The organism is Prolixibacteraceae bacterium, from assembly GCA_019720755.1.
In the GTDB taxonomy this organism is placed as follows: Bacteria; Bacteroidota; Bacteroidia; order Bacteroidales; family Prolixibacteraceae; genus Halosquirtibacter; species Halosquirtibacter laminarini.
In genome coordinates, this window is sequence record CP081303.1 from 1,463,973 (window position 1) to 1,489,750 (window position 25,778).

Here is a 25,778-nt window from a genome sequence, read left to right on the forward strand (position 1 = left end):
GGTGAAACATATTGCTATCGATGAATTCGCAGTGAGGAAGGGACATGTATACATGACTTGTGTATATGACTTAGATAAAGGAGTCGTTTTGCATGTAGGAAAAGGTAAAGGTTCCGAATCATTGGTTCCATTTTGGAAACGAATAAAGATCAATAAAGTCCAAAGAGAATCTGTTGCTATTGATATGTCAGCTGCCTATATCCTTTCAGTAAAGACCAATGCACCTAAAGCTACTATGGTATTTGACCATTTCCATATAATAAAGAAACTAAATGAGACTATAAGTAAAATTAGAAGAGATCTTTACAACAAAGAGAAGGATAAGGTTATCAAGAAAAGTTTAAAAGGAAGTCGTTGGCTATTGTTAAATAATTCAGAGAATCTCAACCTTCAGAAAGGGGAAGACTCAAGACTTGAAAAAGTATTAGAAACGAATACCACCTTGTTTTACGCATATTATTTGAAAGAAGAATTAAGGGAATTATGGAATCAAGATAATATTAGAGACGCTTCAAAATTACTTAAACAATGGATAGAAGAGGCAAATGAGACTGAAATCTCTCAGCTTAAGAAAATGGTAGAACTATTGACCAAACACAAAACAGGAATTCTAAATTGGTATAAGTGCAATATCTCCACGGGGCCTTTAGAAGGAATAAATAACAAGATTAAAACCTTAAAAAGACAAGCATATGGCTATCGTGACTTAGATTTTTTTATGTTAAAAATAAAAGCAATGCATCAAGATATATACGCAAAATATGGATGAACCATAGTTTTGTGTTGAGGTAGCATTGGTGATTGTTTTTATGATATTTTGTGCAGTAACCAGTTTGATGAATGTTTTCAGAAACGTATCGTTTGATCTCAGAAATGTTGCAGTTTTATATATCAGCCCATTGCATAAAAACGTGTCGTTTGATATCAGAAATTGTACAATTTAATATCGACATCCCCACTGTTGCTATGCGATTATTTTGATGATTGTTTTTATGGTTATATGGGAATTGGATAAAAAAATGGGTTCTCCATGAAGGAAAACCCATTTTATGCATTGTTGTATTAAAAAGGATTAGAATTGGCTTTTACCAATTGTACTCTCCTTTTTACTCTTTTTAAATAGCTTGTTTAGGCTATAGGATGCTCTTAGTTCAACGATTGGTCCATTGCGAGTGTATTCTGTGTCTTGGTAGAAGATCTGCTCTCCTTGGGTGTTATATGCTCTAGTGCTTAGGCCTGTAATGTTAGAGCTAAGTATGTCTATGGCACGAAGTGAAAAGCTCCACTGTTGGTGTTTTATTGGATTGTATACCAATGCTGTATTTGCTTGATAGAACATTTCGTTCTCTCCTTGGGCTGTCACGGTTGCCGACTTGACATTGAAATCACTACTCCACTTGAAGCTTTTAGATAGATTCAGGTTTAAGTTCCCTTTAAGCGTCCAGTTGGTGCTTTCATTTTTCTCCTGGTATCCAAAGATATCTCCCTGTACGGTGTAGTGATATAGCGATCCTCCAAGGAATAGATCTCCTACAGTTCCTAGGTCAAAGCTAGTGTTTAGTTCTGCTCCCAAAGACTGCGTATTTCCAGAGTTGGTATAACTTCTGATTAGAACGTTTTCTTCTTCATATACGGTGTTGACACGAAAAACCGCATTGTCTGTTCCACGATAGAAACCTGTTAAATTAATAGCGATTTTAGAGTCTTTCCATCCATATTGAAGTTCGATGTTGTTTAGATATTCTGGTTCTAAGGTCGGATCTCCTACCACATACACTTCGAAGTGTCTTCTGTATAGAAATGGGGCCATATCTTTTAGTGCAGGACGGTTGATACGACGGCTCGCAGAGGCTGAAAGGCTATTCTTTTCGTTTAAATGATAACTTAAGTGAAGCGAAGGAAACCAATTGAGTTGATTTACTTTGTATTCTGATGCTGCAGGACGGTCGAATATGTTGAAATAGTCTGGATTGTCGATCTGCATATCTTGATCCATATACTCTGCTCGAAGTCCTAAGATATAGTTAAATTTCCCAATATCTCCTCGGTAGTCGGCATAGAATGCATAGATGTTACGTGTCATGTCGACCCCATTTTCAAGGGAGCTATAGTCTCCCCATGTTTGTGAGGCTACGTTTAGTGTGTCGTAACTAAAGCTACCAGTGATATCCATCCATTGTGGTTGAAATCCTACGGTCAATTGGCTATTGTTGTCAAACTCTTTTTCGTAATCGATGCTTAATCGATAGGCATGAAGTGGGGTGTCGTCCGTCTGTTTGAAATGATCCGTTTTTTCGCCTACTTGGTCATTCTGATAGTCAAACTCATAGTTTCTATTGTCTAGCTCTCTGCTTAATGCTGAGTACTCATATAGTAGATCGATGTCTAACTTGTTTTGGTTGTTGAATTTGTGAGTCAAATGAAGGTCGGTTGAATGGAACTGACCGTAGCGATTGTCGGTGTTTGGATTGTATATCCACTCTTCGTTGCGATCTACTCCCTCGATATTGTTTTTGTCGGCATCGGCATAAAAAGTATCGTACACATAGAATGCGGATCTACCATCATTTCTATTTCCATAAAAATAGGATGCAGAGAGGGTAGTTGCCTCTGACAGTTGATAGTCTGCTCCTAGTTGGGCTGTATAGTATTCGTACCATTCAGGACGCTCCCCTTGGGCTACCATATGGTAATAGGATCCATCGTTTTGTAGGAGACGAGCATCTCCTGAACGCTTTCCATTGACATTCTTTTTATTGTAGAAAAGTCCAGCATAGATGGATAGTTTGTCTTTGGTATATGAGGCATTCACACCACCACCATAACGTGCATCATCCATGTCGTAACCGCTATACTTGTCTGTTATGTTGGCCCAAGTAGAGGCTCCTCCAAGTAGATTGGCTGAGATAGAAAAACCATCTTGTGATCCTTTTTTTGTCTGGATATTGATAATCCCACCCTTACCTTGTGCATCGTATTTGGCAGTAGGAATGGTGATTACATCTACTGATTCGATGGCATCTCCTGCAATCTGTCCCAATAGTGTGGACGGGTCCATTTGGGTTGGTTTGCCATTGATATACACCATAAAATCGGTGGTTCCTCGAACGCTAATGTTTCCATCTGCATCAAGATCAATGGAAGGTAGCTTATTCAGTAGATCCACTGCATTCCCTCCTTTTGCAGTTTCGAAATCGGAGGTGTTGTATCTTTTCTTCTCTATATTCGATCTTACGGTTCCCGTCTTCGCAACAATGTTTATATCCTCAATCTGGTGTGTTGCTACTCTTAGATCGACTGTGGATATTTTTTTCCAACCATCCTTTTTCGTGAGTGTGAAGTTTTTAATGGTGTCATTTTCATATCCAATATAAGAGAATATGATGTTATATGTCCCTTTTTTTAACGGAAGGGAAAATTCTCCTTTGTCATTGGTGAACACCCCTGCCACTATTTTCTGATTTTGTGTCGCTTTTACCGTTACAAATGGAAGGGCTTCTCCATTGCTATGGTCCTTGATCTCACCTTGAACCCCTTTTTGAGCAAAGGTGATGGTTGATAAAAATAAGAGTAAAAGTGTAAAAATTTGCTTTTTCTTCATTTGATATTTGATTTTAGGCAATCGATAACATAATCGTGCCTGTCTTTATTGGTTCTGTTTTAATTTTTTGATTGTACATACAAAAAAATAGAATCGAACGCTTAGTATATGGTACAAATGAAAAAGCAGTGGTATATTTTTGTTAACTCTTGTTTCGGAACTCGTTGGGAGTAGTTTGGGTATATCTTTTAAAGTATTTCACAAAGTGTGAGGGATCTTTAAAGTTTAGGTTATATGCAATCTCTGATACAGAGTGTTGCGTGTATTTTATTTGTCGTTTGGCTTCTTTGATTGTCACGTCGGCGATGATTTGAGAGGCCGTAAATCCCACTGCTTTTCTACAAATGGCATTCAGGTTTTGTGGGGTAGTATTCATCATGAATGCATAGAATTGGACCTTCTTCTCCTTTTTATGATGCTTGTTCACAAGCAGAAAGAAATGGTGATAATCCTGTCTATTAGGGTTTGCTGTTTTGTGTGTCGGAGCATGTTCTAATACTTTGGTATACAATGCTTTTAGGATATGATCTCTGAAATGGGTGTTTAAAGAATTCCGTTCTTGATAAAGAATAGAGAATAGTTGATGTATTGTCTCATTATAAGAGAGAGGGATGCAGTCGTGCTCTGTTATATTTTGTGTTAATGATTCTAGTTGGGGATCTTGACAGAGGTCTAGAAAGTCTTTTTGTATAAGAATGACAAAGCCTGAAGGCTCGGTCAAAATGTCCCAATGGTGTACTTGCCCATAAGTTATTACAAAGATAGAAGGTTGGGTTGTAGGGTAGGCCTGTTCGTCAATAGTATGGGTTCCTTTGGCACTATGAAGAAAGACTATTTCCAAATATCCATGATGGATATGGGCTTTGGTCTTGCGTATATGCTTACGAAATGGTGCAATTTTAAACGGAGTTTTTGCTGGAAGTTTATTTTTTCTATCGATCATTCTAATGGGGAATATATTCAAATATTAAGGATTACAATATAGCTGATGTTTGGAGAATAGATCTAAAAAATGATTTCTTTTTCATTAAGACGACTAGGATTAAAGTATTATTCTTTCTGACAGGTAATCCCTTTTAAAGCTAGTTTTTTTATTGTTTTTAGTGTTTGATTTATACATCTTTTATGTTCTTAATAAGTTTTTTTTATTCAGATTTATTATTGTTAATTTTAATGAGTTTTATTAATATTACAACACTACAAAATATTTTAATTAAAATGCAACTATGAAAGAATTTATTTATTGCTTTAAGAATTATGCTCAATTTAATGGACGTGCAGGACGTAGAGAATATTGGATGTTCATTTTGTTTAACATGATTGTATCCTTCCTTATTAGTTTTATTAATCCAATTTTGGGATATATATATTCCGTTGCTGTGATCATCCCAGGTTTAGCTGTTTCGGTGAGACGTCTTCATGATTTAGGAAAGAGTGGATGGTTTTATCTACTTTGCTTAATTCCTATTGTTGGATGGATCATTCTGATCGTATGGTTTGCTACTAAAGGAGAAGAGGGTGAGAATCAGTATGGTGAGTCAGCTCCAATTATTGAATAGTAGGATATGATATCTAAGAAGTCTTAAAAAAGGGATTCATATAATGAGTCCCTTTTTTAAGACTTCTTGACTTGTTGGTTACGTCTGTTCCTCTCACTAATAACTCACCCATGACTCATAGGTTCACTTTTTCAGTTTGTTTTAGTAACACAAATTAATTAAAATATAGAGATTTCTATTTGAGTGGTATGCCTGATGTTTTGTCTTTTCTGTAGATAATGATCTTGGTCATTGAAGCAGAGGAGTTTCAGTAGAATGAGAAATATATTATTTTTTGTAAAGTATTTCTCATAAGTTTAATTGGTCTGTGAAAGATCATCTATTATTCAACTAATTAAAGATATATATGGCAATTAACCTTTTTGACTTTCCAAACAAAGACATTCAAGTTTGTCGTATTTCTCATGACAATGGCTATGATTTTTCAAAAATACATCGTCACGACTATTATGAGATATTCCTTTTTGAAAAGGGATGTGGTGGTAGTCAAATAGTAGATTTTGAGGAGTATCTTGTTTGTGATCGCTCGTTATTTGTAATTGCTCCGAATCAAGCTCATCTATTAACGCGTAAGCAAATGGAGGATGGTTGGATAATCCAGTTCTCTAGATCTAGTTTTGAAAAGTGTCTTCCTTTGCTTCCTCGCTCCATCGGTTTAAAATTGAAGTGTTGTGATCATAAAGTACTAGAGGTTGCGCAGTTTAATTCTTTGATTCGTCGTATAGAAGAGCTTGTAGGTTTGCTTGAAGAATCTGACGGCATGATGAGTGGAAAGATTGGCTTATATTTCTCTTTTCTTATATATGATTTTTACGATAAGTTTGATAGTGGAGAAGATATACGTATGTCGACTTTAACGGAACGATTTATTTCGTTCGTGGAACAAGATTTTCGGTCTGAGAGAGCGATTGGTTACTATGCAAGCAAACTGTGTGTTTCTGCTCCTACCTTAACAAAGCAACTGAAACGTGATGTTTCGATGACTCCCCTTGAAGTGATTCATGACGTTTTACTGATTGAGATAAAATTATTAATGAAGGAAAAATTGTCTCATAAAGAGATTAGTCATTTGTTACATTTTGATAGTCAGAGTTCCTACTCCCGTTTTGTTATGAAAATGACAGGTTGTAAGCCATCGGATCTAAATAAGTGTTTGTAAATTCACAATAGAAATACCTAAATGGGTAACGTTCAATCTCAAAACTTTATGTAGTTTTGAAGAATCAATAATTTGTGATTTATTTGATTCAATAGATCAAAGGCAATACTGGGGGGTAACTGTTCTGTATCTATTTTTTAAAAATAACTGTAAAGTATATATATTTAAAGAATAATACTGTTTGGTAATCAAATAGATCACAAATAAGGAGATCAAATAGATCTCCTTATTCTTTTTTATATCTTTGATTGTATCATTTCAGTAATTGTATTCACCCACTCGTCTGTATCGTTTAGGCTGTTTGAAAGAGAGAATTTTTCTCCTCCAAGATCTAAAAATAACTGGTGATACTGTTCTCCAATTTCAATGGTAGTCTCTAGGCAATCTGTTACAAAAGAGGGTGCTATCACATGTAATCTCTTGATCCCTTTCTTTGCTAATTGGTGTATTGTATCATCGGTATATGGTTGGATCCAAGGAGTCTTTCCTAATCTGCTTTGAAATGCAATAGTGTATTGATCTCTAGTTAAATTGAGCGTTTGAGCAATTTGATGTGCCGTGTGATAACATGCCGATTTATAACAATATGGATTATGTGTTTTGCACTCTCTAACTCCTTCACAAGAACTACAATATCCGCCTAATGCATTGATTTGACGTTGAGGTAATCCATGAAAACTAAATAATATATGATCTGGTACCTCCTTCTTTATATCTTCGTCTAATTGTCTACTAATGGCCTTTATAAATGTAGGGTGATCGTGAAAATATGGTATTGTTGCTAGTTCCGGAATGACAGGCCATTTTTTTATCTCCTCAAAGGCTTTGGCAATGGCAGTGCCATTGGTTGCAGAGGCATACTGAGGAAATAGTGGAAAGATAATCACTTTCTCAACAGACTTGTTTTTTAGAGACTCTAACTGTTTCTTGATAGATGGTGAACCATAGCGCATGGCAAGTTCAATATGGATAGAGGAGTGTTCAAATCTATTTTGGACTTTTTTCTCTAGAAGTTTACTAATCACCCTTAAGGGTAATCCTTCAGGTGTTTCTAATTTCAAATATTCATGTCGCACTTTGGGTGCTCTAAATGGAGCAATTATTCCATTTACAAGCAACCATCTTTTCCAACCTGGAATATCTATAACGCGCTCATCCATGAGAAACTCTTTGAGGTATCTACGAATATCCCGAGTATCGCAAGATGCTGGTGTTCCTAGATTTATCAGTATTACTCCGACTCTCTTTTTTCTCATCTACAAATTAAATTTTGATTATAGTTATGATATAGGCAAATATACCTCTTCTTTTGTTTAGACAAACGAGTATGTTTAAAAGTTTTTAGATAAAATGAAGTTTATTGTGTAGTTGGATTTGTTATTAGACATCTTGTCTACAAGGTATGATATTCTGGATCCGATGGTGATATTTGAGCTGTTAAATACGTTCATATCCATATATAACTCGGCACCAATGCTACGCTGAAAGTAACGGTTCCCATCTTCTATTCCATTCTGTATATCTTGACCATATGCTATTTCATTATACCAATCTTGTGGGGTTGTTCCTCGATTTTGATCAACTAAGTTATCTATTCTCGTTATGTATTCATCCAATTGACTTACTTGGAAGTCGTAGAATAGGGTACCCCATATTCTCTTTATATATGTTATGCCGAAAATACCTAGATCAGGATAAAGAAGCGGGAAAGCATAGGTGGCGCCAAATTTTCTAGTGTTGTTTATTAGTCCTAATCTTTGTGAGTATCCTCTAGAGTAATTAAAGTAATCATTCAGAATGAGATTAGGAGATAGGTTTTGATAACCGTAGTCTAGTTTTAATCCTTGATTAGGGAAGAGACCTGGAAGATATGTGGTTCCCATAAATGTCCATATTTTCTGATTCTCTGTCTCTTTAATATCTTGGAAATTGAACGACAATGATTGTCCTAGTTTGGGGTATAAGTTTTGTTTGGCTCTTTGATGTTGTGCATAAAAGCTTATTTGATAATGGTACGTTTTTGGTGTGAATTCTATGTTTTTTTTTGTTAGAGTTAGTTGATGGAAGGTGTAATCTGCACTAAAGGTCGTTCCCATTAAATAATTTCCTGTAACCCACCTTATCGGAAGTGATGCTTCACCAATCCACCGATAATCTTCGTAGCTGTTGGGATCCTCTTTGGATAGTTGATTCTCTACCATCTCTCCTCGAAGTTTTATTTTGATGGGCAATCTAGCATAAATAACTTCCCCATTAAAGTTTATCTCTTCATCGATAGAGCTGTATTTGTAGCCGATATTTGCATAGAAGTTATTAAAAAGGTTGGTGGTAAGGATTTGTGCGCCAAAATAGTTATTGTCTATATATACAGACCAAGCATAAGGTCTTAACTTAGGGGTCCATGGAATATATCGATGCTCCTTGTAACTCTTTTCAAATTCCAGTTGTTCAATGGCTTCCTCTTCATCATTTTTCACCAAGCTACCTCCAATTAATGGCGCTTTTTCTGGTAAAATTGGGAGCTCTTTAATAAAGTTATTTTTAGCGATTTTCCGTAGACGATATCCCTTTGAGGTAAAATTAGAATATACCAATGTATCATTTATTGGATCGACTGTTGGATAGTAAGCTCCAATTTTGTCATTGGTGTGTTGGCGAATGCGAGCTTTTCCTTCTAAAGAGACACTATATATTTGATCAATACCTGAAAATGAAGCACCGAAGTATAGATGTTTTTCATCTACATCCATTCCGCTGATAACATGTTTAGTCCACCCAACTAGGGGTGTGGCCTTTAAATTTGCAAGTTCTAGTCTTTGAATAGAAATTTCATGATTTTTTTTTGAGATGAAGAATATCTCTTGATCATTGGTTGCCCACTGTGGTTGTGAAACAAAAAAATTGTCGGGATTTGGAATGGTCTGAATGATTTTTTCTGTTTTAATGTCAAAGATTACTATTTGATAATGAAGTTTTTCTGTTTTCTCAACTACCATTAACTGTGTTCCTTCATGATTTACTTGAGGAGAGAAGTAATAACCTGGTTTCCCAATAACTTTTTTATGGTTTTTGCTTAAGTCAAATATTACAATCTTCTGTTTTCGAATCTCTTTAAATAGAGGGTTTTGTACTGTCTCTATCCACGATAAAATATAGTTGTTGTAGGTGATAGACGGGGATTGTGTAATACCAATTGAGGTTATTTTCTCTTCTTTCGTCTGTTGATAGTTTGTTAATTTGATGATCTCAGAAGTTTTGTCAAAGGAGGATTTTACCACATACATAGTATTGTTTTCGGCTATTTGTGGGTATTGATAGAATGCAACTTTGTTTTTGGGCATATCTAGCGATATAGATTTACTCGAATCATTCCGCATGGAACTCCACTGTTGTCTCCATAGCTTGTTTTGTTTCTTATTTACCTCCTTGTAGAGTTCATGTGTTGAGAGACCAACAAATGCTTTAGTTCCTCTAGCAAATGGGTAATATATATTTGAAATTTTAAATTTAACAGACTCTTTTAAAACTTCACTCCATACATTTGGTCCAGCTATCTCACGTCCTTCTCTTACCATATTGTACCCCAAGTTATAGTAGCTAGGAACAATATCTTTAAGCGATCCTTGTTCTAATTTGCGATATCCATATTGGATAGAGTCTAGACATAGTGCTCTTTGCTCTTTAAAGAAATAGGGTAGACGTCCTCGCCCTCCATCAGATAAAGCGGTTTCAGCGACTACAGCATCTCCCTCGAAGTACCATTTAGGAAAGATAAGGTTTGATACACCTACCCAACCATAGTCTCCTGTTAGTAATGACGCTAACTGTACTACATTTTGTTTCATGTTGACATATTGTTGAACATGTCTAAATTCATGAATAGAGAGTTGATCCATCCACTCTGTTGCTCCAAGTTGGTTTAAGTCTTGAGGGGCTAGTGTGTATAGCTCACTTTGAAAAGGAAAAACAGAAACATAGCCATTCGAAATACCATTGGAGTTATTAATGAGTATATTGATCTTTTTCTTTTTGGTTCCTACTGATAGGTTTTGTTCGTTGTCTATATAGGTTATGATATTAAGTGCTCTCTCTGCAGTTTCTTTTAGTCCTTCTGGATATACAATTCTTGCAATATTATTCTCAATATATTTCCACTTGTGGTGAATGGGATAGCCTCCGTAATTATATGATGACTGACCATTGGTTCCTTTTATAAGTGTGAGCAGTAGCGTAATTAAAAGAAGGATATTTTTCATTCTATGGACTATGTATTGATTGTAAATAATAAACAATATACAGATAAAGTTGTTTTCACAGAAACAAAAGTTTTTTTTTGATAAAAATCGATGAAAACAGAGGTCTATTTTTTAACTTCGAGGAATATAACTCTTAAATATTTTATATAAAACAAAATGGACGACGATTATTATAGGTTTGAAGATATCGATAAACTAGAAAGAAAGATAGCTTTAGTGACTGGTGCAAATTCGGGGATTGGCTTAGAAGTGACTAAAAAGCTAATTTCAAAGGGGGTGACAGTAATTATGGCTTGCCGTAATTTAACTAGTGCTACTGAGGCCAAAGAGGAGTTGCTTGAGGAATTTCCTTCTGGTAAAATTGAAATTCTTTCTTTAAATCTATCTTCAATAGATTCAATTTATCAGTTTTCTTCTAATGTTGAAAAACGATATGATCGTATTGATTTTTTGATTAATAATGCAGGAATTATGATTCCTCCTTTTCAAGTTGTTTACGATGATGTTGAGTCTCAATTAGGTGTTAATTATTTATCTCACTTTTTATTGACTCATCTTCTATTCCCATTAATAGAGAATGCTCCAGAAGGGCGTATTGTACAGTTGAGTAGTATTGCTCATAAAAGAGGAGATTGTCATTGGAATCAATATAATCGCCCAAATAAATATGACGCAATAAAAGCATACGGTCAAAGCAAATTGGCTTGCCTTGTGTTTGCGTATGAGTTGCAGAGGAGGTTGACACAAAAAAGAAGTCATGTGAAATCTTTTGCTGCACACCCTGGTGTTTCTTCTACGAATCTGTTTAATCATATAGGGGGAGTAAGAAAGCTTTTTTTATTACTGTTTGGCCACTTTATTTTCCAAGATGCAGAAAGAGGAGCCGAGCCTATTTTAAGAGCAATCTTGGACTCATACATTGCTCCTGGATCATACCTTGGTCCTAAAAACTTTAGAGAATTTAGAGGAGCGCCTGTTGTTGTCGACTCTTCCAAAAGATCAAAAGAAGCTAAAGCCGCTCTAGATTTATGGCGTTGGAGTGAAGAGAAGCTTGGTATAAAGTTCTTTGCCTAGAATTTTCTTCTATTATGTTTTCTGCATAAGTATTTATGTCTTTCGTTTGTGGAGGAGAATATCGCTAAATTAAGCCCCTATTTATTTCGTGTAGATTATCAAGGAAGAGGGTATATGGTTGAGATTAAGATAGATTTCGTATAGAATAGTTTGTATAAATGTCAATACAAAAAAAGAAGGTCAAATCACTGATGATCTCTGGCCTTCTTTGTCCTTTTTTAGTTCCTCGTTTTTTTATTTTCTATGAAACCCGATACTGCCCCATTCATATTTACAATCGGGACATTCATAACTTGCTCCATTGAAGAATGCATTTTGTTGTTTGCATCTTGGGCATAGAGTATTTACATATCTGATAACCTCTTCTTTTTTTAGATTTAACACGTGATACTTTTTCATTGGGTGGTGAATGGTTTAAAAGTTATTAAATATCTTCTTTTGAGTGTGTCTTATCTTCTATATAAAAATAGTAAATATTCGAGTATTAATCATTTGAGTGTCATTTTGTTTTGATGAAATTGGTATTTTATATGGTGAAATGTGTAATTATATGGATGAGTATAAAATATGTTAAAATCAGGTCTCTTCTTTATCTTGTATTACAATGGTATTGGACTATCTTAAGAATCTGTTTTTAAAATATGATTTATTACATTTATTGGTGGTCGACTAGAGTGCATTATAGATATGTTTGCTTAATAGGGTGAATGGTTCTATTGATTCTTTACAAAAGAAAATCGTGAGCTATTAGAGGGGCGCTGTTCTTTAGAATGTAACCCTAGGTGGTTTGTTGTGAGAAATGATTTTTTTTGTTAATCCTGATATAGAATATTCCATACTCTTTTAAGTTATATTTGAGTGTTTTTACTTGAATGATTATCTAAATCTTTTCGTTTAACCACTTTTTTAATGATGGAAGGGTATGTTGTCCTTGTTGGTAAGCGAGGTTAAATATTTTGGCTGTCTTGTCTGAATCTTTTACCAACCTCCCAATTGCAAGATCTTCTTGAGGACTAATAACAAAAGCTTTTCCTTGCATTTCTAGCTCTTTTAGTTTCTCCAAGGACTCATTGTATTGAAGGTGTCGTTTCTCTAGCATTTCATATACTTTAGGATGTTTCCGATATGGCCATTTAAACACCTTCTTTAATCTTAATTCAGACTTTCGATAGTTTCTAGGACGAGTTAATATTACAATGATTTTTTCTGCTCCATCTTCTAATGCTTTTTAAAAAGGAATAGAATCAGCCAACCCCCCATCTAAATAATTATTGTTGTTGTAATCTACCATTGGGGAAATAACTGGAAGGGATCCACTTGCTTGGAGTAGGGTGGCAACCTCTTTTGGCTTTAGATCGTTTATTTTGTAAAAATCTGCTTTGCCCGTGATGCAATTGCTTGTTCCAACGAAGAAATTAGGTGACTGTTCAATTGTTTTGAAGTCTAACGGAAGTAGATTGAAAGGTAGCTCACTTAGAAGAAAGTCCCATGATATATAAGATTTTGACTTGATGAGGTGCTTGACTCCACAATAACGTGAATCGCCACAATAACTATTTACCTCTATATTACGTCCTGGTTGTTTTGAAATATATGAAATCCCGTATAATGCTCCTGATGATATGGCATAGGTCGCATCGAGATAGATGTTATGTTCGAGGAAAAGCTCTAGTATTCCTGCGGTATACATGCCACGAGAACCCCCTCCCTCGAGAACTAATGCCGTTTTGCTATTTTTCATGATTTACATTTGTTAAACCTAAGTGTGTTTTGTGTACAAATATATTACTATGTTTTTTTTATCAAAAGAACAGAATGACTTCATTGGATTTGAGATAATGTCATGTTAAGTGGAAAATATTTAATCCAGAATATTTCCCATTATTGGCTCATAATTGGTCATATTAAATGGATGAAGTGAGATTCTACTATTGTAATGAATCGTTTGTTTCGTAGTTGTTGTGTAAATAGACTGTTTCGTTGATTTTATTTACGTTATAGAATTGTGGCGTCATTAGAATAAAAATGAAGATAAGGGAATCTATGATTTTGTTTATTAAATTATATTTTTGCTGATGAGAAAGGTATCCACTGATTTAATTAGAGGTTCTGTCGTATTTATGATAAAGTCATGTTAATAAGGAAGTTTTTTTCTTGTAGTTGTTAAAATAGTTATAAATTAGAGATCGAAATTACGTCTTTGATTGGTAAATATAGGTCTATTCTATTTTCCAAATTAGAACTAATAAAGATCGAATGTTGTTTACCAAATAAGTAGTTTTATTGATATAAATATATTGGGCATGAACTAGGGCTCGATAAAATTAATATGGCATGGGACAGAACTTGTTTTATATTGCTTTAGGTGGTTCTTTAGGAAGTATTTGTAGATTCTTAATTGCATACCTGTTTAGACGAATCGATTTTTCATTCCCTTTAGGGACATTAATTGCGAATCTACTAGGATGTTTGCTTATTGGCGTTTTTTATACGATGATTAAAGAGAGTCACTTTCTTTCTCAGGAAATTCGATATATTGGGATTATCGGTTTCTGTGGTAGTTTCACCACATTCTCATCTTTTGTATATGAAAACTTAGTAATGATTGAAAAAGGGCAGTTATGGACTTTTGCTGCTTATGCTTTGGTGAGTTTCATTCTAGGGTTAGGAAGTATTGTTATTGGTGTTAAAGCATAATGTGATGGAATATAAGTGTATTTTAATTGCAGTGGATGGTAGTGTTCATACCAAGAGAGCTGCAGATAAGGGGGTAAGCTTGGCAAAACAGCTAAATGCTGCCATAGTGATGGTCTCTATTATCGATCATGCGGATGTGTTGGGAGATATCGACTCGGGGGTTTTACCTGAAGAGAGTAAAGCAGTTGTTGAGAAGAGTCAAAGAGCGATGTTGAAGAGTTTTATTGATAGTTATCCCGATACTAATATTCAATGTGTTATTCTAGAGGATAATCCAGAAGAGGCCATTGTTCGTGTTGCAGAAGAGGTGAAAGCAGATATGATTGTTATTGGAGGACACCAGAAAGGGTTTGTAGAAGAGTTATTTACTTTGAATATAAGAAAGTATATTCTATCTCATACTCGTATTCCTTTGATGGTGGTTCCATCCTAGTTTCGTGTGTGTCAAGCTCCAAAAAGAATGTATATGTTATCTTTTGTCTAATAAAATTAGAAATAACTTCTTTGTTCTTGTCGTTTAATGTATATTCATCTTTTTTAATATGATAAATTGTTAGAATAAAGTTCTCTATGATAAAATATTTTTTTCTTCTATTCTTAAATGTTTCATTTCTTCATATCGTATTGGGGCAGAAAGAACCAAATGAGAGTCATTCTCCTCGTATAGGATTGGTCTTGAGTGGAGGCGGTGCTCGAGGTTTAGCCCATATAGGGGTTCTTGAAGTGCTTGATAGTTTGGGTGTTCGTCCAGATTATATTACTGGTACTAGTATGGGGAGTATTGTAGGAGGTTTATATGCTATAGGTTATAGTGGTAAAGAGTTGCGTGAAATTGTTACTTCTGTGTCTTGGAGTGAAATATTGTCTGATTTTAAACCTCTTAATAAAGTAGATTATTCTCAGAAAGAGATTTTGGAGAGATCGATGCTATCTTTCTCTATTACAAACCGAAGGTTTAATTTACCTTCTGGGATGATTCACGGGCAACGAATTCTTCGTTTATTAGATAGTTTAATTATTCGAAAGCCTGTTTCATCAGACTTTAATAAATTTCCTATCCCTTTTAGGGCTGTTACTACAGATTTAACAACAGGAACAACTTATTCTTTTGATCAAGGTGATCTAGCAATTGCTATGCGCGCATCTATGGCTATTCCAACAGCTTTTTCTCCAATTCGTTATAAAGGACGCGTGTTAGTAGATGGTGGAGTAATTGATAATTTACCTATAGAAGAGGCTCGGCGCATGGGAGCTGATATTATTATTGCCGTGAATGTTGGGTATTTAGACTACCCTGAAGAGGGCGATTTAAATAATTTGGTAACTGTATTGAATAAGGTTTCTACTCTTTATGGTAGGAATGAGACTTTTCGAATTAAAGACGATGCAGATGTGTTGATCGAACCCAAGCTTGGCGAATATAAAGTCATGGGCTTTAGCAAAGCTTCAGAGATTATAGCAATAGGAAAAGAGGCTGGTTTGTCACATTGTGAAGATCTCTCAAGCTATCGTTCTCTTGACAATAAAGTTATCTCTTTACCGAATGTTGTTAATAGAAAGGTAGATAGGATTGAATTTGTTGGTATATCTGATACTACAGCCCATGTGTTTTTATCAAGAATGGATTTCAAGTCTGGACAGGCTGTCAATGCCGTTACTATTGCAAAATGGATGGACTCTTTTGAGGCAACCAATTTATTTCACTGGGTAGAATATGCTTTTGATAACTACAATGGAAAAACGATTCTTCGTTTTGTGTTCAATAAAAAAGATGATAACCAGATAGGGGTGCGTGTAGCATATCACAATAGCACCAAATTGGAGATGTCAATTCAATATCAGTTGTTGGATTCTACATTAGTTAACCATCGGCTTCTTTCTGTTTTAAACTTGTCTAGAACCCCTGATTTCTTATTGTCATTAGAGAGCTTTTTTGGGAGAAAGAAAAGAGTTGGGATTGAGGCTCGCTTTATGTATGAGAATCAATTTGTTCCAATTTATGAAGAAAATGATAGGTTAGGAGTGGTCCAACTAACAGATGTAAAGCAATACTTAAGTGTGAATCTTTATACTTCAAGGAATAGTAAGTTGGCATTCTCTCTTATCGGAAATTATGAATCCATGAAGCCAAGAGAGGGAGTTAGTTTCGTGTTTTTAGATAGTAATCGCCTTAACCAAACATCTGTTATTGGTGAGTTGAGGTATAAAATAAACTCTCTAGATAGAAATTTTCTTCCCAATAGAGGATTTTACACAGATGTGAGCCTTAGTGTCAAAAGTCCTGTGAAGCTATCCAAAATAGAGCAAAATGAAGTGCTTAGTGAAGAGATAAATAATAATTATGGTCTTTTCCCACAGATTTCAGTACATCTTATTAAGCCATTGCGTTTGACTCAAAGATTGATTACTACCTTAGATTTAAGATCTGGTCTCTCTTTTAATGAGATGAACTATTTAGACCAATATGTGATTGGAGGTATTCATTCTGAGGAGTTCACTCGTATTGTTCCTGTTGCTGGAATTGGTTATGGTCAATATCTTGCAGATTCTTACTATAGTCTAGGGTTCGGACTTAGGTATCGGATAGCAGATGACTTCTTTGTCCGAACAAAAGCAAGTTGGCTTACTGTTTCATATGGAGATCTGGATCATTTTAACGACTATTCAATGAATGTTCCTGCTTTAGATATCGGGGTTGGTTATCGTTCGATGATTGGAGATATTATTTTAAACTTTGGATATAATCTCGAAGATTATCATAGCTATTGGAATGTGGCTTTTTATCCTTTTAGATAATTAAGGAACACACTTCTTTATGTTCAGTTTAGATGTGAATGACCAAAAATGTTTTCTGATGTTTGATCGTATTTCTCCTTAATAATTGGCTTCCAATGGGTATGAACTAAGTTCTTGTTTGCTTTTATAACGCTACACTTAAAAAAAAGGATCTATATTCTTAACCTTTGTTTAATGTATCCTGTTTTGTATATGGGGTTATTCCTCTATCTTTGCAGACTTTTGTTAAAAAATAATATATGGAATTGTTAGAACGTAGATCTAAGAATGTGAAAAATGACATTCTTTCTGGATTAACTGTTGCACTTGCCTTAGTTCCAGAAGCCGTGGCTTTTGCTTTTGTGGCAGGTGTAGATCCATTGGTGGGATTATATGCTGCCTTTATGGTCGGTTTTGTTACCTCAATTTTAGGTGGACGCCCAGGAATGATATCAGGTGCGACAGGTGCACTTGCTGTAGTAATGGTGTCCTTGGTAAAAGAGGGTAATGAAATGGGACTGAATTGGGCAAACCCTGTTGAAAATGCAGGTCTTTACTACCTTTTTGCAACAGTTATCTTGATGGGAATGATACAGATATTGTGTGGTCTTTTTAAGTTAGGTAAATTTGTTCGTTTGATTCCACATCCAGTAATGATGGGTTTTGTTAACGGACTCGCTATTGTGATTTTTGTTGCACAATTGGGGATGTTTACCCACGTAGTAGATGGTCAAAAAGTATGGCTTGAAGGAGCCGAATTATGGATTATGATCACAATGGTGATCTCGACTATGGCTATCATCTATTTCTTACCAAAGTTAACTAAGAAGATCCCTGCAGGATTGGTTGCGATACTGACAATCACTTTAATCGCCATATTCGGAGGTTTCGATGTGGCAACTGTTGGAAGTTTTGTGCGTGATAGTGGAGGAGATGGTATAAAAGGTGGACTTCCTGTTCCACAATTGGATGCATTGATGAGTCTTCCTTTTTCTATTGGAACACTTAAATTTATCTTTCCATATGCTCTTATACTAGCAGCGATAGGTTTGATTGAGTCACTTATGACATTAAACCTTATTGATGAAATTACTGATACAAGAGGTAATGCCAATAAAGAGTGTGTGGCACAAGGAACAGCAAATGTATTAACTGGTATCTTTGGAGGAATGGGAGGCTGTGCAATGATTGGTCAGTCTATTATCAATATACAAAATGGAGGACGTGGTCGATTGTCAGGTATTGTTGCCTCATTGGCACTCTTATCGTTTATTTTGTTTGGCTCTAGTTATATTGAGATGGTTCCAATTTCGGCGCTTGTTGGTGTGATGTTTATGGTGGTTATCGGAACATTCGAGTGGTCTACTTTTAAAGTGATTCATAAAATTCCTAGTACTGATGCCATTGTTATCGTTTTGGTGACATTATTAACTGTGATTTTTGACTTGGCAGTAGCTGTAGGGGCTGGTGTTGTGGTTTCGGCAATTGTATTTGCATGGGAAAGTGCAAAGCGTATTCGTGCACGAAAAACAGTCAAAGAGGACGGAACCAAAGTTTATGAAATTTGGGGACCATTGTTTTTCGGTTCTACAACTACTTTTATTCAGAAGTTTGATGTGAAAGGGGATCCAGATCGTATTGAAATCGATTTTATTGAGTCTAAAATTTCTGATCAATCTGCTGTCGAAGCACTCTCTTCTTTAGTGGGAAAGTATGAGTCTCAAGGTAAGGTCGTTGTTTTAAAACATTTAAGTGATGACTGTAAAAGGTTGTTGATCAAAGCAGATCCGCATCTATCAACTGTTATCGAAAATAGTGTTGAAGATCCACGCTACTATGTGGTGACAGACGTGATGGCTGAGGCTTAATGCTTAATTTCAAGCGTAGATAAAATATATTAATGGGCACTGCATTTGTAGTGCCCTTCTTTTTGTCAATTAGTATGATATCTATAAAAATCGAAAGCCCTTGGTTGTCGTTTTAATGAATGGGTACGAAAAAAGCAGTTGTGAAATGTACACAACTGCTTTTGTTCTATGTCTTTTTTGTTATTATGGGATAAATGCCATCCATTAACGTTTTTAATATTCTAGATTATTCTGATTTAGGTACTACTGGATTTTTTACTCGCATGATCACTATGGTGAGTATTACAGCAAAGACAATAGAAATGTATCCTGCCGTTTTGTATCCTCCTAGGTAGGATTCAGAAAGACTGAATAGTAGTGGGGCAATGGCACTAAAGAATACAATCATTGACATGTTGAATCCAGATATTGCACCAAGGTGATCTCTTCCAAAGAAACGTGGATGTCCTACGGATGAGATGGTGCTATATGTACCATTCAGTATACCTATTCCAATTATTTCTGCGTAATATGCTATAGGACTTACATCTAGATAGGTGAAGCTGATAGCGCATATAAATGCTCCTATTACATAGACAAAGAGAATCAATTTGATTCGTATATAGTCACTAAGATAACTGCTGATCATGGAGATGATGATTGCTATCACCGTCGCGGGGATAAAAGTTTTTAAAGCCTCTATTTCTGTATATCCCGCTTGTTTATATATAGAAACAATATTAAAATTAAAGCCAGATACAAAGAAACCAAAGAAAGTAGTGGATAGGGCTACACCCCAAAAGGCTGTCGTCCTTTTGGCCTCTTTTAGTGTGAATTGATATCGCTTTTTGTATTCTCCATTCTCACAAACATGATTTTCTCCATCAGGTATTAGTCCAAACTTTTCTGGGTTATCTCTATAGAAGCATAGCGCGAATATCGTGAACAGAAGAAGGCTTGCTCCTAGTACTTGGTAGGCTCCATCCCAATTGTAATGTTCTATGTCGATTGCAAAAATCAAAGGTGCTATAGAGAATCCAATACTTACAAAGATTGCACTAATTGCATTGGCAAAACCTCGTTTTTGGTCGAACCACTTCATGATCATTGTTCTCGAAACCATTGTCATCATTCCTTGCCCTGAAAATCGAAGAAGAAAGAAGATCAAAGACATGATAATAATTACTATTGCAAGTCGATCGACATGATGAAATAGTGAGGCGAAAATGTCTATAATCTGGGGAGAGATAGAGATGAGAAAACATGATGTACTAAGAAGTAAACTAGCAAAGATTATAAGAATACGTGCCCCTTTTTTGTCAAACATCTTTCCTACTTTGGTTAAGAACATAGAACTTCCGATGGTTCCTATCATATATGCCGTGGTAAGATTATTTCTGCTAATATTTAGCGCTTGAAGAATGTGATCAGTAAAAACGGATACCCCTGATGTTTGTCCTGGAAGACTGAATAAAATTCCTATGGTGCCAACAGCAACAATAATCCACCCATAAAAAAAAGTTGTTTTGGTTGGATTGATAGGGAATTTGTCAAATTTGTTCATGTTTCAGATATAAATTGAGTAATTGAAGGTAGGGTAAAGCCCTATCTCCATCGGTATTGTAGTAGAATGGGTAGTTACTTTGATATTGAGTAACTATTCATTCTTGGACAGTGCAAATGTAATTATTTTAGAAGCTTTATTACATATGAGCTTCATTGTACTCTCCCCCTTTAACTCTTTTTAGAGTTATAAAATTGAAGAGGGAGAGAATTGTAGAAAAAAGTATTATGTTTGGCATCTCTTTATTTGCTGGTCGCAACAACATGGCTTGTGGAGAGGTGGATAGAAGTAATGGGTTATAATATTACATCATCGCATGTTGAAAAATACAAAGATTTGAGTAACGAACAATTTGAAGAGTTATTTAGTGCGCATTTTCCTTCTTTACGTAACTATCTCTATTATCGATGTGGAGATCCTGAAATAGCTTCAGATTTAGCTCAAGAAGCTTTCATGAAGTTGTGGGAAAAAAAAGATAAGATCGATTTATCTAATACTGTTGGATTGCTGTATAAGATCTCTTTAGATCTTTGGATTTCGAAGGTGAGACATCAAAAAGTGCAGAAAAAATATTCTGCTTTTATTGAGGAGGTCGATTATCATACACCAGAGGACGAAGCCGATTATCAAGCACTAGTTCAAAGCTATGAGAAAGCTTTGGAAGAAATGCCAGATAATCAAAGAGAGGTTTTTTTGATGAGTCGTCATGATGCTTTAAAGTATAATGAGATTTCAGAACGTTTAGGTATTGGAGTGAAAGCTGTTGAAAAGAGAATGAAGAATGCATTGGCATTCTTGAGAAGTGCATTAAATTATGAGAAACGGAAAAAATAATAGGACAAATGATTGTGATCCTTTCAATGTTCAGGATTTTCCAGACATAAAGGTGACCTATGCGGAAACCCCCGAGGAGATATGGGCAAGGATATCTCAGAGGATTGGTAGTGCTGAGTCTACGGCGCAATCGCCTCCGAAGATGATCTCTATGCGTATCTTATATTGGGCAGCATCCATTCTACTGATTGTTGGTGCTTCGTGGGGAAGTTTTCGATTTACTCGGACGGTAACAATAACTGGCGATCCAGTTGTGGTTTCTCTTCCAGATGGGTCTACTGTGTTTGCTAAAAATAATTCAAAGGTATCATACAAACCTCTGGGTTGGTATCTTAGCAGAGAACTGAATTTTCAAGGAGAAGGCTTTTTTAAAGTTAAAAAAGGAAGTCGGTTTACTGTACGGTCTAATATGGGAATGACCCAAGTGTTGGGAACATCGTTTAATATATTGGCAGTAGATAACACTTTTGAAGTATCATGTTTTACCGGTCGTGTAGCCGTAACTACTAATGACAGAGAAAAGGTCGTTGTGCTACATCCGAAAGATTCTATGATTAAATTAGGAGAAAAGAAAGCGAAAGTTATTAAACAGAATAAAGATTTGATGGATGAGCCTTCTTGGTTGGTTAAGAAATTTACATTTCATCAACGTAGTATTTATTATATAGTAAAGTATTTAGAGATAGAGTACAATGTGAAAATTGATGTTCCGGAAGATCTTGATTTGAAGAGTACATTAGTTTTTGATCGTCCTGAATCGATAAAAAGTGCATTAAATTTGGTTTGTAAGCCTCTAGGCCTTTCTTTTGTAGAGAAAAACTTAGATCATTTTGTTCTTACAAAATCAATAGATGCAATTCAATAGATATTTTAATATAATATTACTATTCTCTAGTTTCTTATTGTTGCCATTTTGTGCGTTTGCACAAAATGGGCAGGGGCTAGGAGATTTTATCATTCAGTTTGCTCAAAAGAATAATCTTCAAGTTTCACTAGATTTAGATGCACTGAATCAATATATCGTCACTGAGACACCTTCTGGGGAGGACTTTGATACAATTATTAAATCTTCCGTAAATAATTTTCCTGTTTGTGTCGAAAAGATGTCAGGTGTATATGTTTTCTATTCTTGTCCCCAAAAAGTTGTAGAGATTAAAAAGGAGCCTGTTCCTAAGAAGATTCAACTAAAACAGAAAACCTTCGATCCTCATAATATTTCAACCAATCTAAAGAAATCTGTTTTTATTGCACGAAATCAAGTAAATTTGTTGGGGTTTCGAAATGCAAAAGGTTTATGGCTTTGGAATTCATCAAACGATTACATTGCGTCTGTCTCGGATAGTTTGAGGTTTGAATATGAGGATCGTTCTGGTGTTACTCACTCGCAAGAGATTGTTTGTGATACTATCCCTCACCTTGTGTGGGCTTATCTATTATCGAATCCGAATAATGATGTAGAATCCACCAAGAGTCAATATGTAAACGGAGTCTCGCAGAATGACCCATCCATAGCCCAAGAGAGCCCATGGAATTCTTCATCACAAAATAGCTTATCTAGTTCTTCCTATTATGATAATAGTAGCGTGGCAAGAGGTGTAGGTCCACAAGTTAATTCCCGTAAAGATATCCTTGATGATCGTTTTGAATGGTTTATTACTTCAGATCAAAAACTTGCACAGATTGGTAACAATGAGTTGTGGGCGATGTGGAAACATATCAAAGATTCAATAGAACAGGTATATGTTACAGCCTCTCTACATCGAACCCCTGGAGTTAATTCAAATAATATTACGGTGGAAGATGCCAATATTATGACACTTGATGATCAATATCTTGCCTCGTTAATGGGACGCTATCAATATCTTGTAGACCATAACAAGTTCTATGTTGATTTCAATGCAGTACATCAATCCTCTACTGCTTCTTCAAAGGATAAGTATATGCCTATAATAAAGAGAAGAAGAAGTTTGTTAGATTTTTCTGTCGGATATCAGATGTTCCTTAATAAGAATAGATCTTTGAATATCTCGATGCAAGAGAAATTTTTCCATGATCTGTACGATATTTCAGAAAATCACATGATTCCTGAATATAATGTAAAGAGTCGTTTGAGTAATACGGCATTTTCTGTTTCGATGAACTATCCTGTTATAAGTAGGCATATGCTCGAATGGGGAGTAAAAGAGGAGCTTCTAAATGGAACTCTAGATGTAATTCACTATAATCCTCAGTGGAATAATATGCTTGTGACTTCAGGCTATGTAAGTGATCAGTTTCGTATCTCTCCAAAAGTATTATTAAGAGCAGATGTAGGTGCTAAATATTTTAATAAACTCAATATACTTAAATTTAGTTATAGTGCTTATACTGAAGTTGATCTTAAGGATCATAGTTTTATTGGTATACGAATTAACAAAGAGGTTAGTTCTGCTTTTAGTTCGAGAATTTACACCCCTTCTACGGGGATTTTCGAAACAAATACAATATATCAGAAAAACGATTCAATTCAATATACTTATCGAAATACCTTTCTCTTGCACAATATAAATCTAGATTGGTCACTATTAGATCTAGATTTTGGGTATGATATACATAAAAATATCTGCTATTTAGGTTCAAGTAGTAATTTTACAGATGAACGTAATTTGTATGTAAAGATCAATTTGCATCGATCTTTTAATCATATAGACCTTTCTGCAGGATATATAATGGAAAAGTACGAAACTGTTCGTCCTCTCGCAAATACTATCTATATGGAAGGGGTTTCTCATGCTTTTCACATGAAGGTTAAATATGATAATCATCGATGGACAATCCAAACAGCTCCCTCTATTTATTTAGGAAACCCTTGGGTGCTACCATTTGAAGCTTCTATGCCATATCAAAACTATTGGATTAAATGGGGTACTGATATTCATTATCGATGTAAATTGTTTGGAATTCCTAGTAAATTCAAACTCTATGGAGATTATCAAGGAAATGGGAATAATTTAAAGAGTACAACTATATTAAGAACTGTAGGTAAGGGGGACGATGTTGGAGTGGTTGTACCTTCTTACTACTTTGGAGGAGCGATTGAATTTGAAATTTAAGTTAAATTTATTTTTTGTCGAGAAATAAAAATGGCTTTAATGCGTTTCATTAATATAATGATGAGCATTTAAAAGTAGGAAAAATAATGAAAGAGCAATATTGTATCTTTTTTAATGGAAAAAAACCGTTTCCTGTGTCTATTGACCAGCATCTCTCTTCTCCAGACTGGAAGATTGTCGAAAAATGGCTAGACTCTTTGGATGACAGTGAATTGATCACTCCATCTAAGTCGTGTAATGAAAATATAAGTAGATTAATCTATTCAAAATGGGAATTGAGTTAAATATTATTTTAATAACCATTTACTAATTCGTTTCTTTTTAAGAATTGAATTTATATATTTGCAGTGTGATAACGGCTCTATCGCGGTTCCCTTGTGGAAACGAGGAAAGTCCGGGCAACAAAGAGTGACATGCTTCTTAACGGGAAGATGGGTGTGAACTTATAGTAGCGTAACAGAGAATAACCGCTCCTCGGAGTAAGGGTGAAAAGGTGAGGTAAGAGCTCACCGGTATCTGTGGCAACATGGATAGCCGTACGCCTCATGTGTTGTAAGGCCAAATATATCTCGAACTTATATGAGTACAAGGCTGCTCGCTTTGGAGTAAATCTTTATGAATTGCTGTCGAGAGGGGTAGGCTGCTTGAGTTTATTGGTGACAATAAATCTAGATAAATGATAGAGGCCTCGAAAGAGGTACAGAACTCGGCTTATATGTTATCACATTTATAATTTAAAGAGTTATGCCTTAGGGTGTGACTCTTTATTTTTTATTACAAACCAATAAAAAAAAAACTTATAATTATGGCTCTTTTTGGAATTTTAGAAGAGGTAGCTGCTCAAGCTCCTTCTCAAGAGTTAATCACAAAAGGAATTGATTTTCTTAAACAAGCAGATTTAGAATCTTATTTCTCAAAAGTGGAGAATGGGTCTTCATATTGTCATGAGATTCAAGGTAAAGATCTTTTTGCATCTTTCCAGATTTATCAAACGAAACAACCAGAAGTGCCAAACTTCGAAGGCCATAAAAAGTATATCGATATTCAGTTTGTTTACGAAGGGGAGGAGCTTATTTATAATGGAGCTACAACAAATTCTTTTGATTCTATAGAATATGATTCGGAGAGTGATTTTTATTTGGCAAAAGTGTCTAGTTTCTCAACCATTAAGATGGGTAAAGGGGATGCTGCAATTCTATTTCCAACTGACCTTCATGCACCTTGTCAATGTGCAGGAGAGAAGCCTGTGTTAGTGAAAAAGATTGTGGTGAAGGTTGCTGTAAAGTAACTCTACTTTAGTCAATTAAAGAGGTGTTCGAT

The 25,778-nt window shown here is 35.3% G+C and carries 20 protein-coding genes and 1 other RNA gene; 14 read left to right on the top strand and 7 right to left on the bottom strand.

Annotated elements, in window-relative coordinates; genetic code table 11:
• Position 1 precedes the first annotated feature (1 nt).
• Entirely contained in the window at positions 2-769 is a 768-nt protein-coding gene (locus K4L44_06015; GenBank protein ID QZE15386.1) for an ISL3 family transposase, read from the top strand.
• A gap of 303 nt (positions 770-1,072) precedes the next feature.
• On the opposite strand, the gene K4L44_06020 is transcribed toward K4L44_06015, so the two are convergent.
• Both K4L44_06020 and K4L44_06025 read right to left on the bottom strand, forming a co-directional pair.
• Positions 1,073-3,601, bottom strand: coding sequence for a TonB-dependent receptor (locus K4L44_06020; GenBank protein ID QZE15387.1), 2,529 nt, complete (start codon positions 3,599-3,601; stop codon positions 1,073-1,075).
• Between the two features lie 142 nt (positions 3,602-3,743).
• A complete protein-coding gene (locus K4L44_06025) occupies positions 3,744-4,544 on the bottom strand; it encodes a helix-turn-helix transcriptional regulator (protein QZE15388.1) in 801 nt (266 codons plus the stop codon).
• Between the two features lie 283 nt (positions 4,545-4,827).
• Between K4L44_06025 and K4L44_06030 the strand changes: the two genes are divergently transcribed.
• Together K4L44_06030 and K4L44_06035 are read left to right on the top strand one after the other, a co-directional pair.
• Positions 4,828-5,160 carry a DUF805 domain-containing protein gene (locus tag K4L44_06030; GenBank protein QZE15389.1) on the top strand — a complete coding sequence of 111 codons (333 nt, stop codon included), beginning with the start codon at positions 4,828-4,830 and terminating at the stop codon, positions 5,158-5,160.
• A 346-nt stretch (positions 5,161-5,506) separates the two neighbouring features.
• Complete coding sequence (locus tag K4L44_06035; GenBank protein ID QZE15390.1) at positions 5,507-6,319, top strand: helix-turn-helix transcriptional regulator; 813 nt, start codon at positions 5,507-5,509, stop codon at positions 6,317-6,319.
• Positions 6,320-6,555: 236 nt separating this feature from the next.
• Here the strand turns inward: K4L44_06035 and hemH are convergent, their stop codons facing one another.
• Positions 6,556-7,575 carry a ferrochelatase gene (hemH, locus tag K4L44_06040; protein QZE15391.1) on the bottom strand — a complete coding sequence of 340 codons (1,020 nt, stop codon included), beginning with the start codon at positions 7,573-7,575 and terminating at the stop codon, positions 6,556-6,558.
• A gap of 75 nt (positions 7,576-7,650) precedes the next feature.
• Entirely contained in the window at positions 7,651-10,575 is a 2,925-nt protein-coding gene (locus K4L44_06045) for a hypothetical protein (GenBank protein QZE15392.1), read from the bottom strand.
• A 156-nt stretch (positions 10,576-10,731) separates the two neighbouring features.
• Here K4L44_06045 and K4L44_06050 point away from each other — a divergent pair, with 156 nt between their 5' ends.
• On the top strand, positions 10,732-11,649 hold the full coding sequence (locus K4L44_06050) for an SDR family NAD(P)-dependent oxidoreductase (protein QZE15393.1): 918 nt from the start codon (positions 10,732-10,734) through the stop codon (positions 11,647-11,649).
• Between the two features lie 880 nt (positions 11,650-12,529).
• Here K4L44_06050 and K4L44_06055 read toward each other — a convergent pair.
• Positions 12,530-12,748 carry a hypothetical protein gene (locus K4L44_06055; GenBank protein ID QZE15394.1) on the bottom strand — a complete coding sequence of 73 codons (219 nt, stop codon included), beginning with the start codon at positions 12,746-12,748 and terminating at the stop codon, positions 12,530-12,532.
• A gap of 129 nt (positions 12,749-12,877) precedes the next feature.
• Positions 12,878-13,390 carry a patatin family protein gene (locus K4L44_06060; GenBank protein QZE15395.1) on the bottom strand — a complete coding sequence of 171 codons (513 nt, stop codon included), beginning with the start codon at positions 13,388-13,390 and terminating at the stop codon, positions 12,878-12,880.
• A 593-nt stretch (positions 13,391-13,983) separates the two neighbouring features.
• On the opposite strand from K4L44_06060, the gene crcB reads away from it, so the two are divergent.
• The 4 genes from crcB to K4L44_06080 all read left to right on the top strand — a co-directional run bounded on the left by crcB (position 13,984) and on the right by K4L44_06080 (position 18,989).
• Positions 13,984-14,346 carry a fluoride efflux transporter CrcB gene (crcB, locus tag K4L44_06065; GenBank protein ID QZE15396.1) on the top strand — a complete coding sequence of 121 codons (363 nt, stop codon included), beginning with the start codon at positions 13,984-13,986 and terminating at the stop codon, positions 14,344-14,346.
• A gap of 4 nt (positions 14,347-14,350) precedes the next feature.
• A complete protein-coding gene (locus K4L44_06070) occupies positions 14,351-14,779 on the top strand; it encodes a universal stress protein (GenBank protein ID QZE15397.1) in 429 nt (142 codons plus the stop codon).
• Positions 14,780-14,916: 137 nt separating this feature from the next.
• Positions 14,917-17,142 carry a patatin-like phospholipase family protein gene (locus tag K4L44_06075; protein ID QZE15398.1) on the top strand — a complete coding sequence of 742 codons (2,226 nt, stop codon included), beginning with the start codon at positions 14,917-14,919 and terminating at the stop codon, positions 17,140-17,142.
• Between the two features lie 239 nt (positions 17,143-17,381).
• Positions 17,382-18,989 (top strand): SulP family inorganic anion transporter, encoded by a 1,608-nt coding sequence (locus K4L44_06080; GenBank protein ID QZE15399.1) that lies wholly within the window; start codon positions 17,382-17,384, stop codon positions 18,987-18,989.
• A 226-nt stretch (positions 18,990-19,215) separates the two neighbouring features.
• On the opposite strand, the gene K4L44_06085 is transcribed toward K4L44_06080, so the two are convergent.
• The gene (locus K4L44_06085; protein ID QZE15400.1) at positions 19,216-20,532 is read right to left on the bottom strand and encodes an MFS transporter; all 1,317 of its coding nucleotides are present in this window, start codon (positions 20,530-20,532) and stop codon (positions 19,216-19,218) included.
• A gap of 336 nt (positions 20,533-20,868) precedes the next feature.
• Here K4L44_06085 and K4L44_06090 point away from each other — a divergent pair, with 336 nt between their 5' ends.
• The 6 genes from K4L44_06090 (at position 20,869) to K4L44_06115 (ending at position 25,746) form a co-directional block, all read left to right on the top strand.
• Positions 20,869-21,366: an RNA polymerase sigma factor gene (locus K4L44_06090; GenBank protein QZE15961.1), complete on the top strand. Its 498-nt coding sequence runs from the start codon at positions 20,869-20,871 to the stop codon at positions 21,364-21,366.
• Positions 21,347-22,231: a FecR family protein gene (locus K4L44_06095; GenBank protein ID QZE15401.1), complete on the top strand. Its 885-nt coding sequence runs from the start codon at positions 21,347-21,349 to the stop codon at positions 22,229-22,231. Before K4L44_06090 ends, K4L44_06095 begins: the two co-directional genes overlap by 20 nt.
• Positions 22,218-24,458 (top strand): hypothetical protein, encoded by a 2,241-nt coding sequence (locus K4L44_06100; GenBank protein ID QZE15402.1) that lies wholly within the window; start codon positions 22,218-22,220, stop codon positions 24,456-24,458. The genes K4L44_06095 and K4L44_06100 overlap by 14 nt, the downstream gene beginning before the upstream one ends.
• 86 nt (positions 24,459-24,544) lie before the next feature.
• Positions 24,545-24,742: a hypothetical protein gene (locus tag K4L44_06105; GenBank protein QZE15403.1), complete on the top strand. Its 198-nt coding sequence runs from the start codon at positions 24,545-24,547 to the stop codon at positions 24,740-24,742.
• A gap of 64 nt (positions 24,743-24,806) precedes the next feature.
• Positions 24,807-25,188: RNase P RNA component class A (gene rnpB, locus K4L44_06110), an RNA gene on the top strand.
• Between the two features lie 75 nt (positions 25,189-25,263).
• Positions 25,264-25,746 carry a YhcH/YjgK/YiaL family protein gene (locus K4L44_06115; protein QZE15404.1) on the top strand — a complete coding sequence of 161 codons (483 nt, stop codon included), beginning with the start codon at positions 25,264-25,266 and terminating at the stop codon, positions 25,744-25,746.
• Positions 25,747-25,778: the final 32 nt, after the last annotated feature.

Bases quoted from the DNA above. Each gene is read 5' to 3' on its own strand.
- K4L44_06020 (QZE15387.1), bottom strand. From the start codon at position 3,601: ATGAAGAAAAAGCAAATTTTTACACTTTTACTCTTATTTTTATCAACC.
- K4L44_06025 (QZE15388.1), bottom strand. From the start codon at position 4,544: ATGATCGATAGAAAAAATAAACTTCCAGCAAAAACTCCGTTTAAAATT.
- K4L44_06030 (QZE15389.1), top strand. From the start codon at position 4,828: ATGAAAGAATTTATTTATTGCTTTAAGAATTATGCTCAATTTAATGGA.
- K4L44_06035 (QZE15390.1), top strand. From the start codon at position 5,507: ATGGCAATTAACCTTTTTGACTTTCCAAACAAAGACATTCAAGTTTGT.
- hemH (QZE15391.1), bottom strand. From the start codon at position 7,575: ATGAGAAAAAAGAGAGTCGGAGTAATACTGATAAATCTAGGAACACCA.
- K4L44_06045 (QZE15392.1), bottom strand. From the start codon at position 10,575: ATGAAAAATATCCTTCTTTTAATTACGCTACTGCTCACACTTATAAAA.
- K4L44_06050 (QZE15393.1), top strand. From the start codon at position 10,732: ATGGACGACGATTATTATAGGTTTGAAGATATCGATAAACTAGAAAGA.
- K4L44_06055 (QZE15394.1), bottom strand. From the start codon at position 12,748: ATGCTAGAGAAACGACACCTTCAATACAATGAGTCCTTGGAGAAACTA.
- K4L44_06060 (QZE15395.1), bottom strand. From the start codon at position 13,390: ATGAAAAATAGCAAAACGGCATTAGTTCTCGAGGGAGGGGGTTCTCGT.
- crcB (QZE15396.1), top strand. From the start codon at position 13,984: ATGGGACAGAACTTGTTTTATATTGCTTTAGGTGGTTCTTTAGGAAGT.
- K4L44_06070 (QZE15397.1), top strand. From the start codon at position 14,351: ATGGAATATAAGTGTATTTTAATTGCAGTGGATGGTAGTGTTCATACC.
- K4L44_06075 (QZE15398.1), top strand. From the start codon at position 14,917: ATGATAAAATATTTTTTTCTTCTATTCTTAAATGTTTCATTTCTTCAT.
- K4L44_06080 (QZE15399.1), top strand. From the start codon at position 17,382: ATGGAATTGTTAGAACGTAGATCTAAGAATGTGAAAAATGACATTCTT.
- K4L44_06085 (QZE15400.1), bottom strand. From the start codon at position 20,532: ATGAACAAATTTGACAAATTCCCTATCAATCCAACCAAAACAACTTTT.
- K4L44_06095 (QZE15401.1), top strand. From the start codon at position 21,347: ATGAGAAACGGAAAAAATAATAGGACAAATGATTGTGATCCTTTCAAT.
- K4L44_06100 (QZE15402.1), top strand. From the start codon at position 22,218: ATGCAATTCAATAGATATTTTAATATAATATTACTATTCTCTAGTTTC.
- K4L44_06105 (QZE15403.1), top strand. From the start codon at position 24,545: ATGAAAGAGCAATATTGTATCTTTTTTAATGGAAAAAAACCGTTTCCT.
- K4L44_06115 (QZE15404.1), top strand. From the start codon at position 25,264: ATGGCTCTTTTTGGAATTTTAGAAGAGGTAGCTGCTCAAGCTCCTTCT.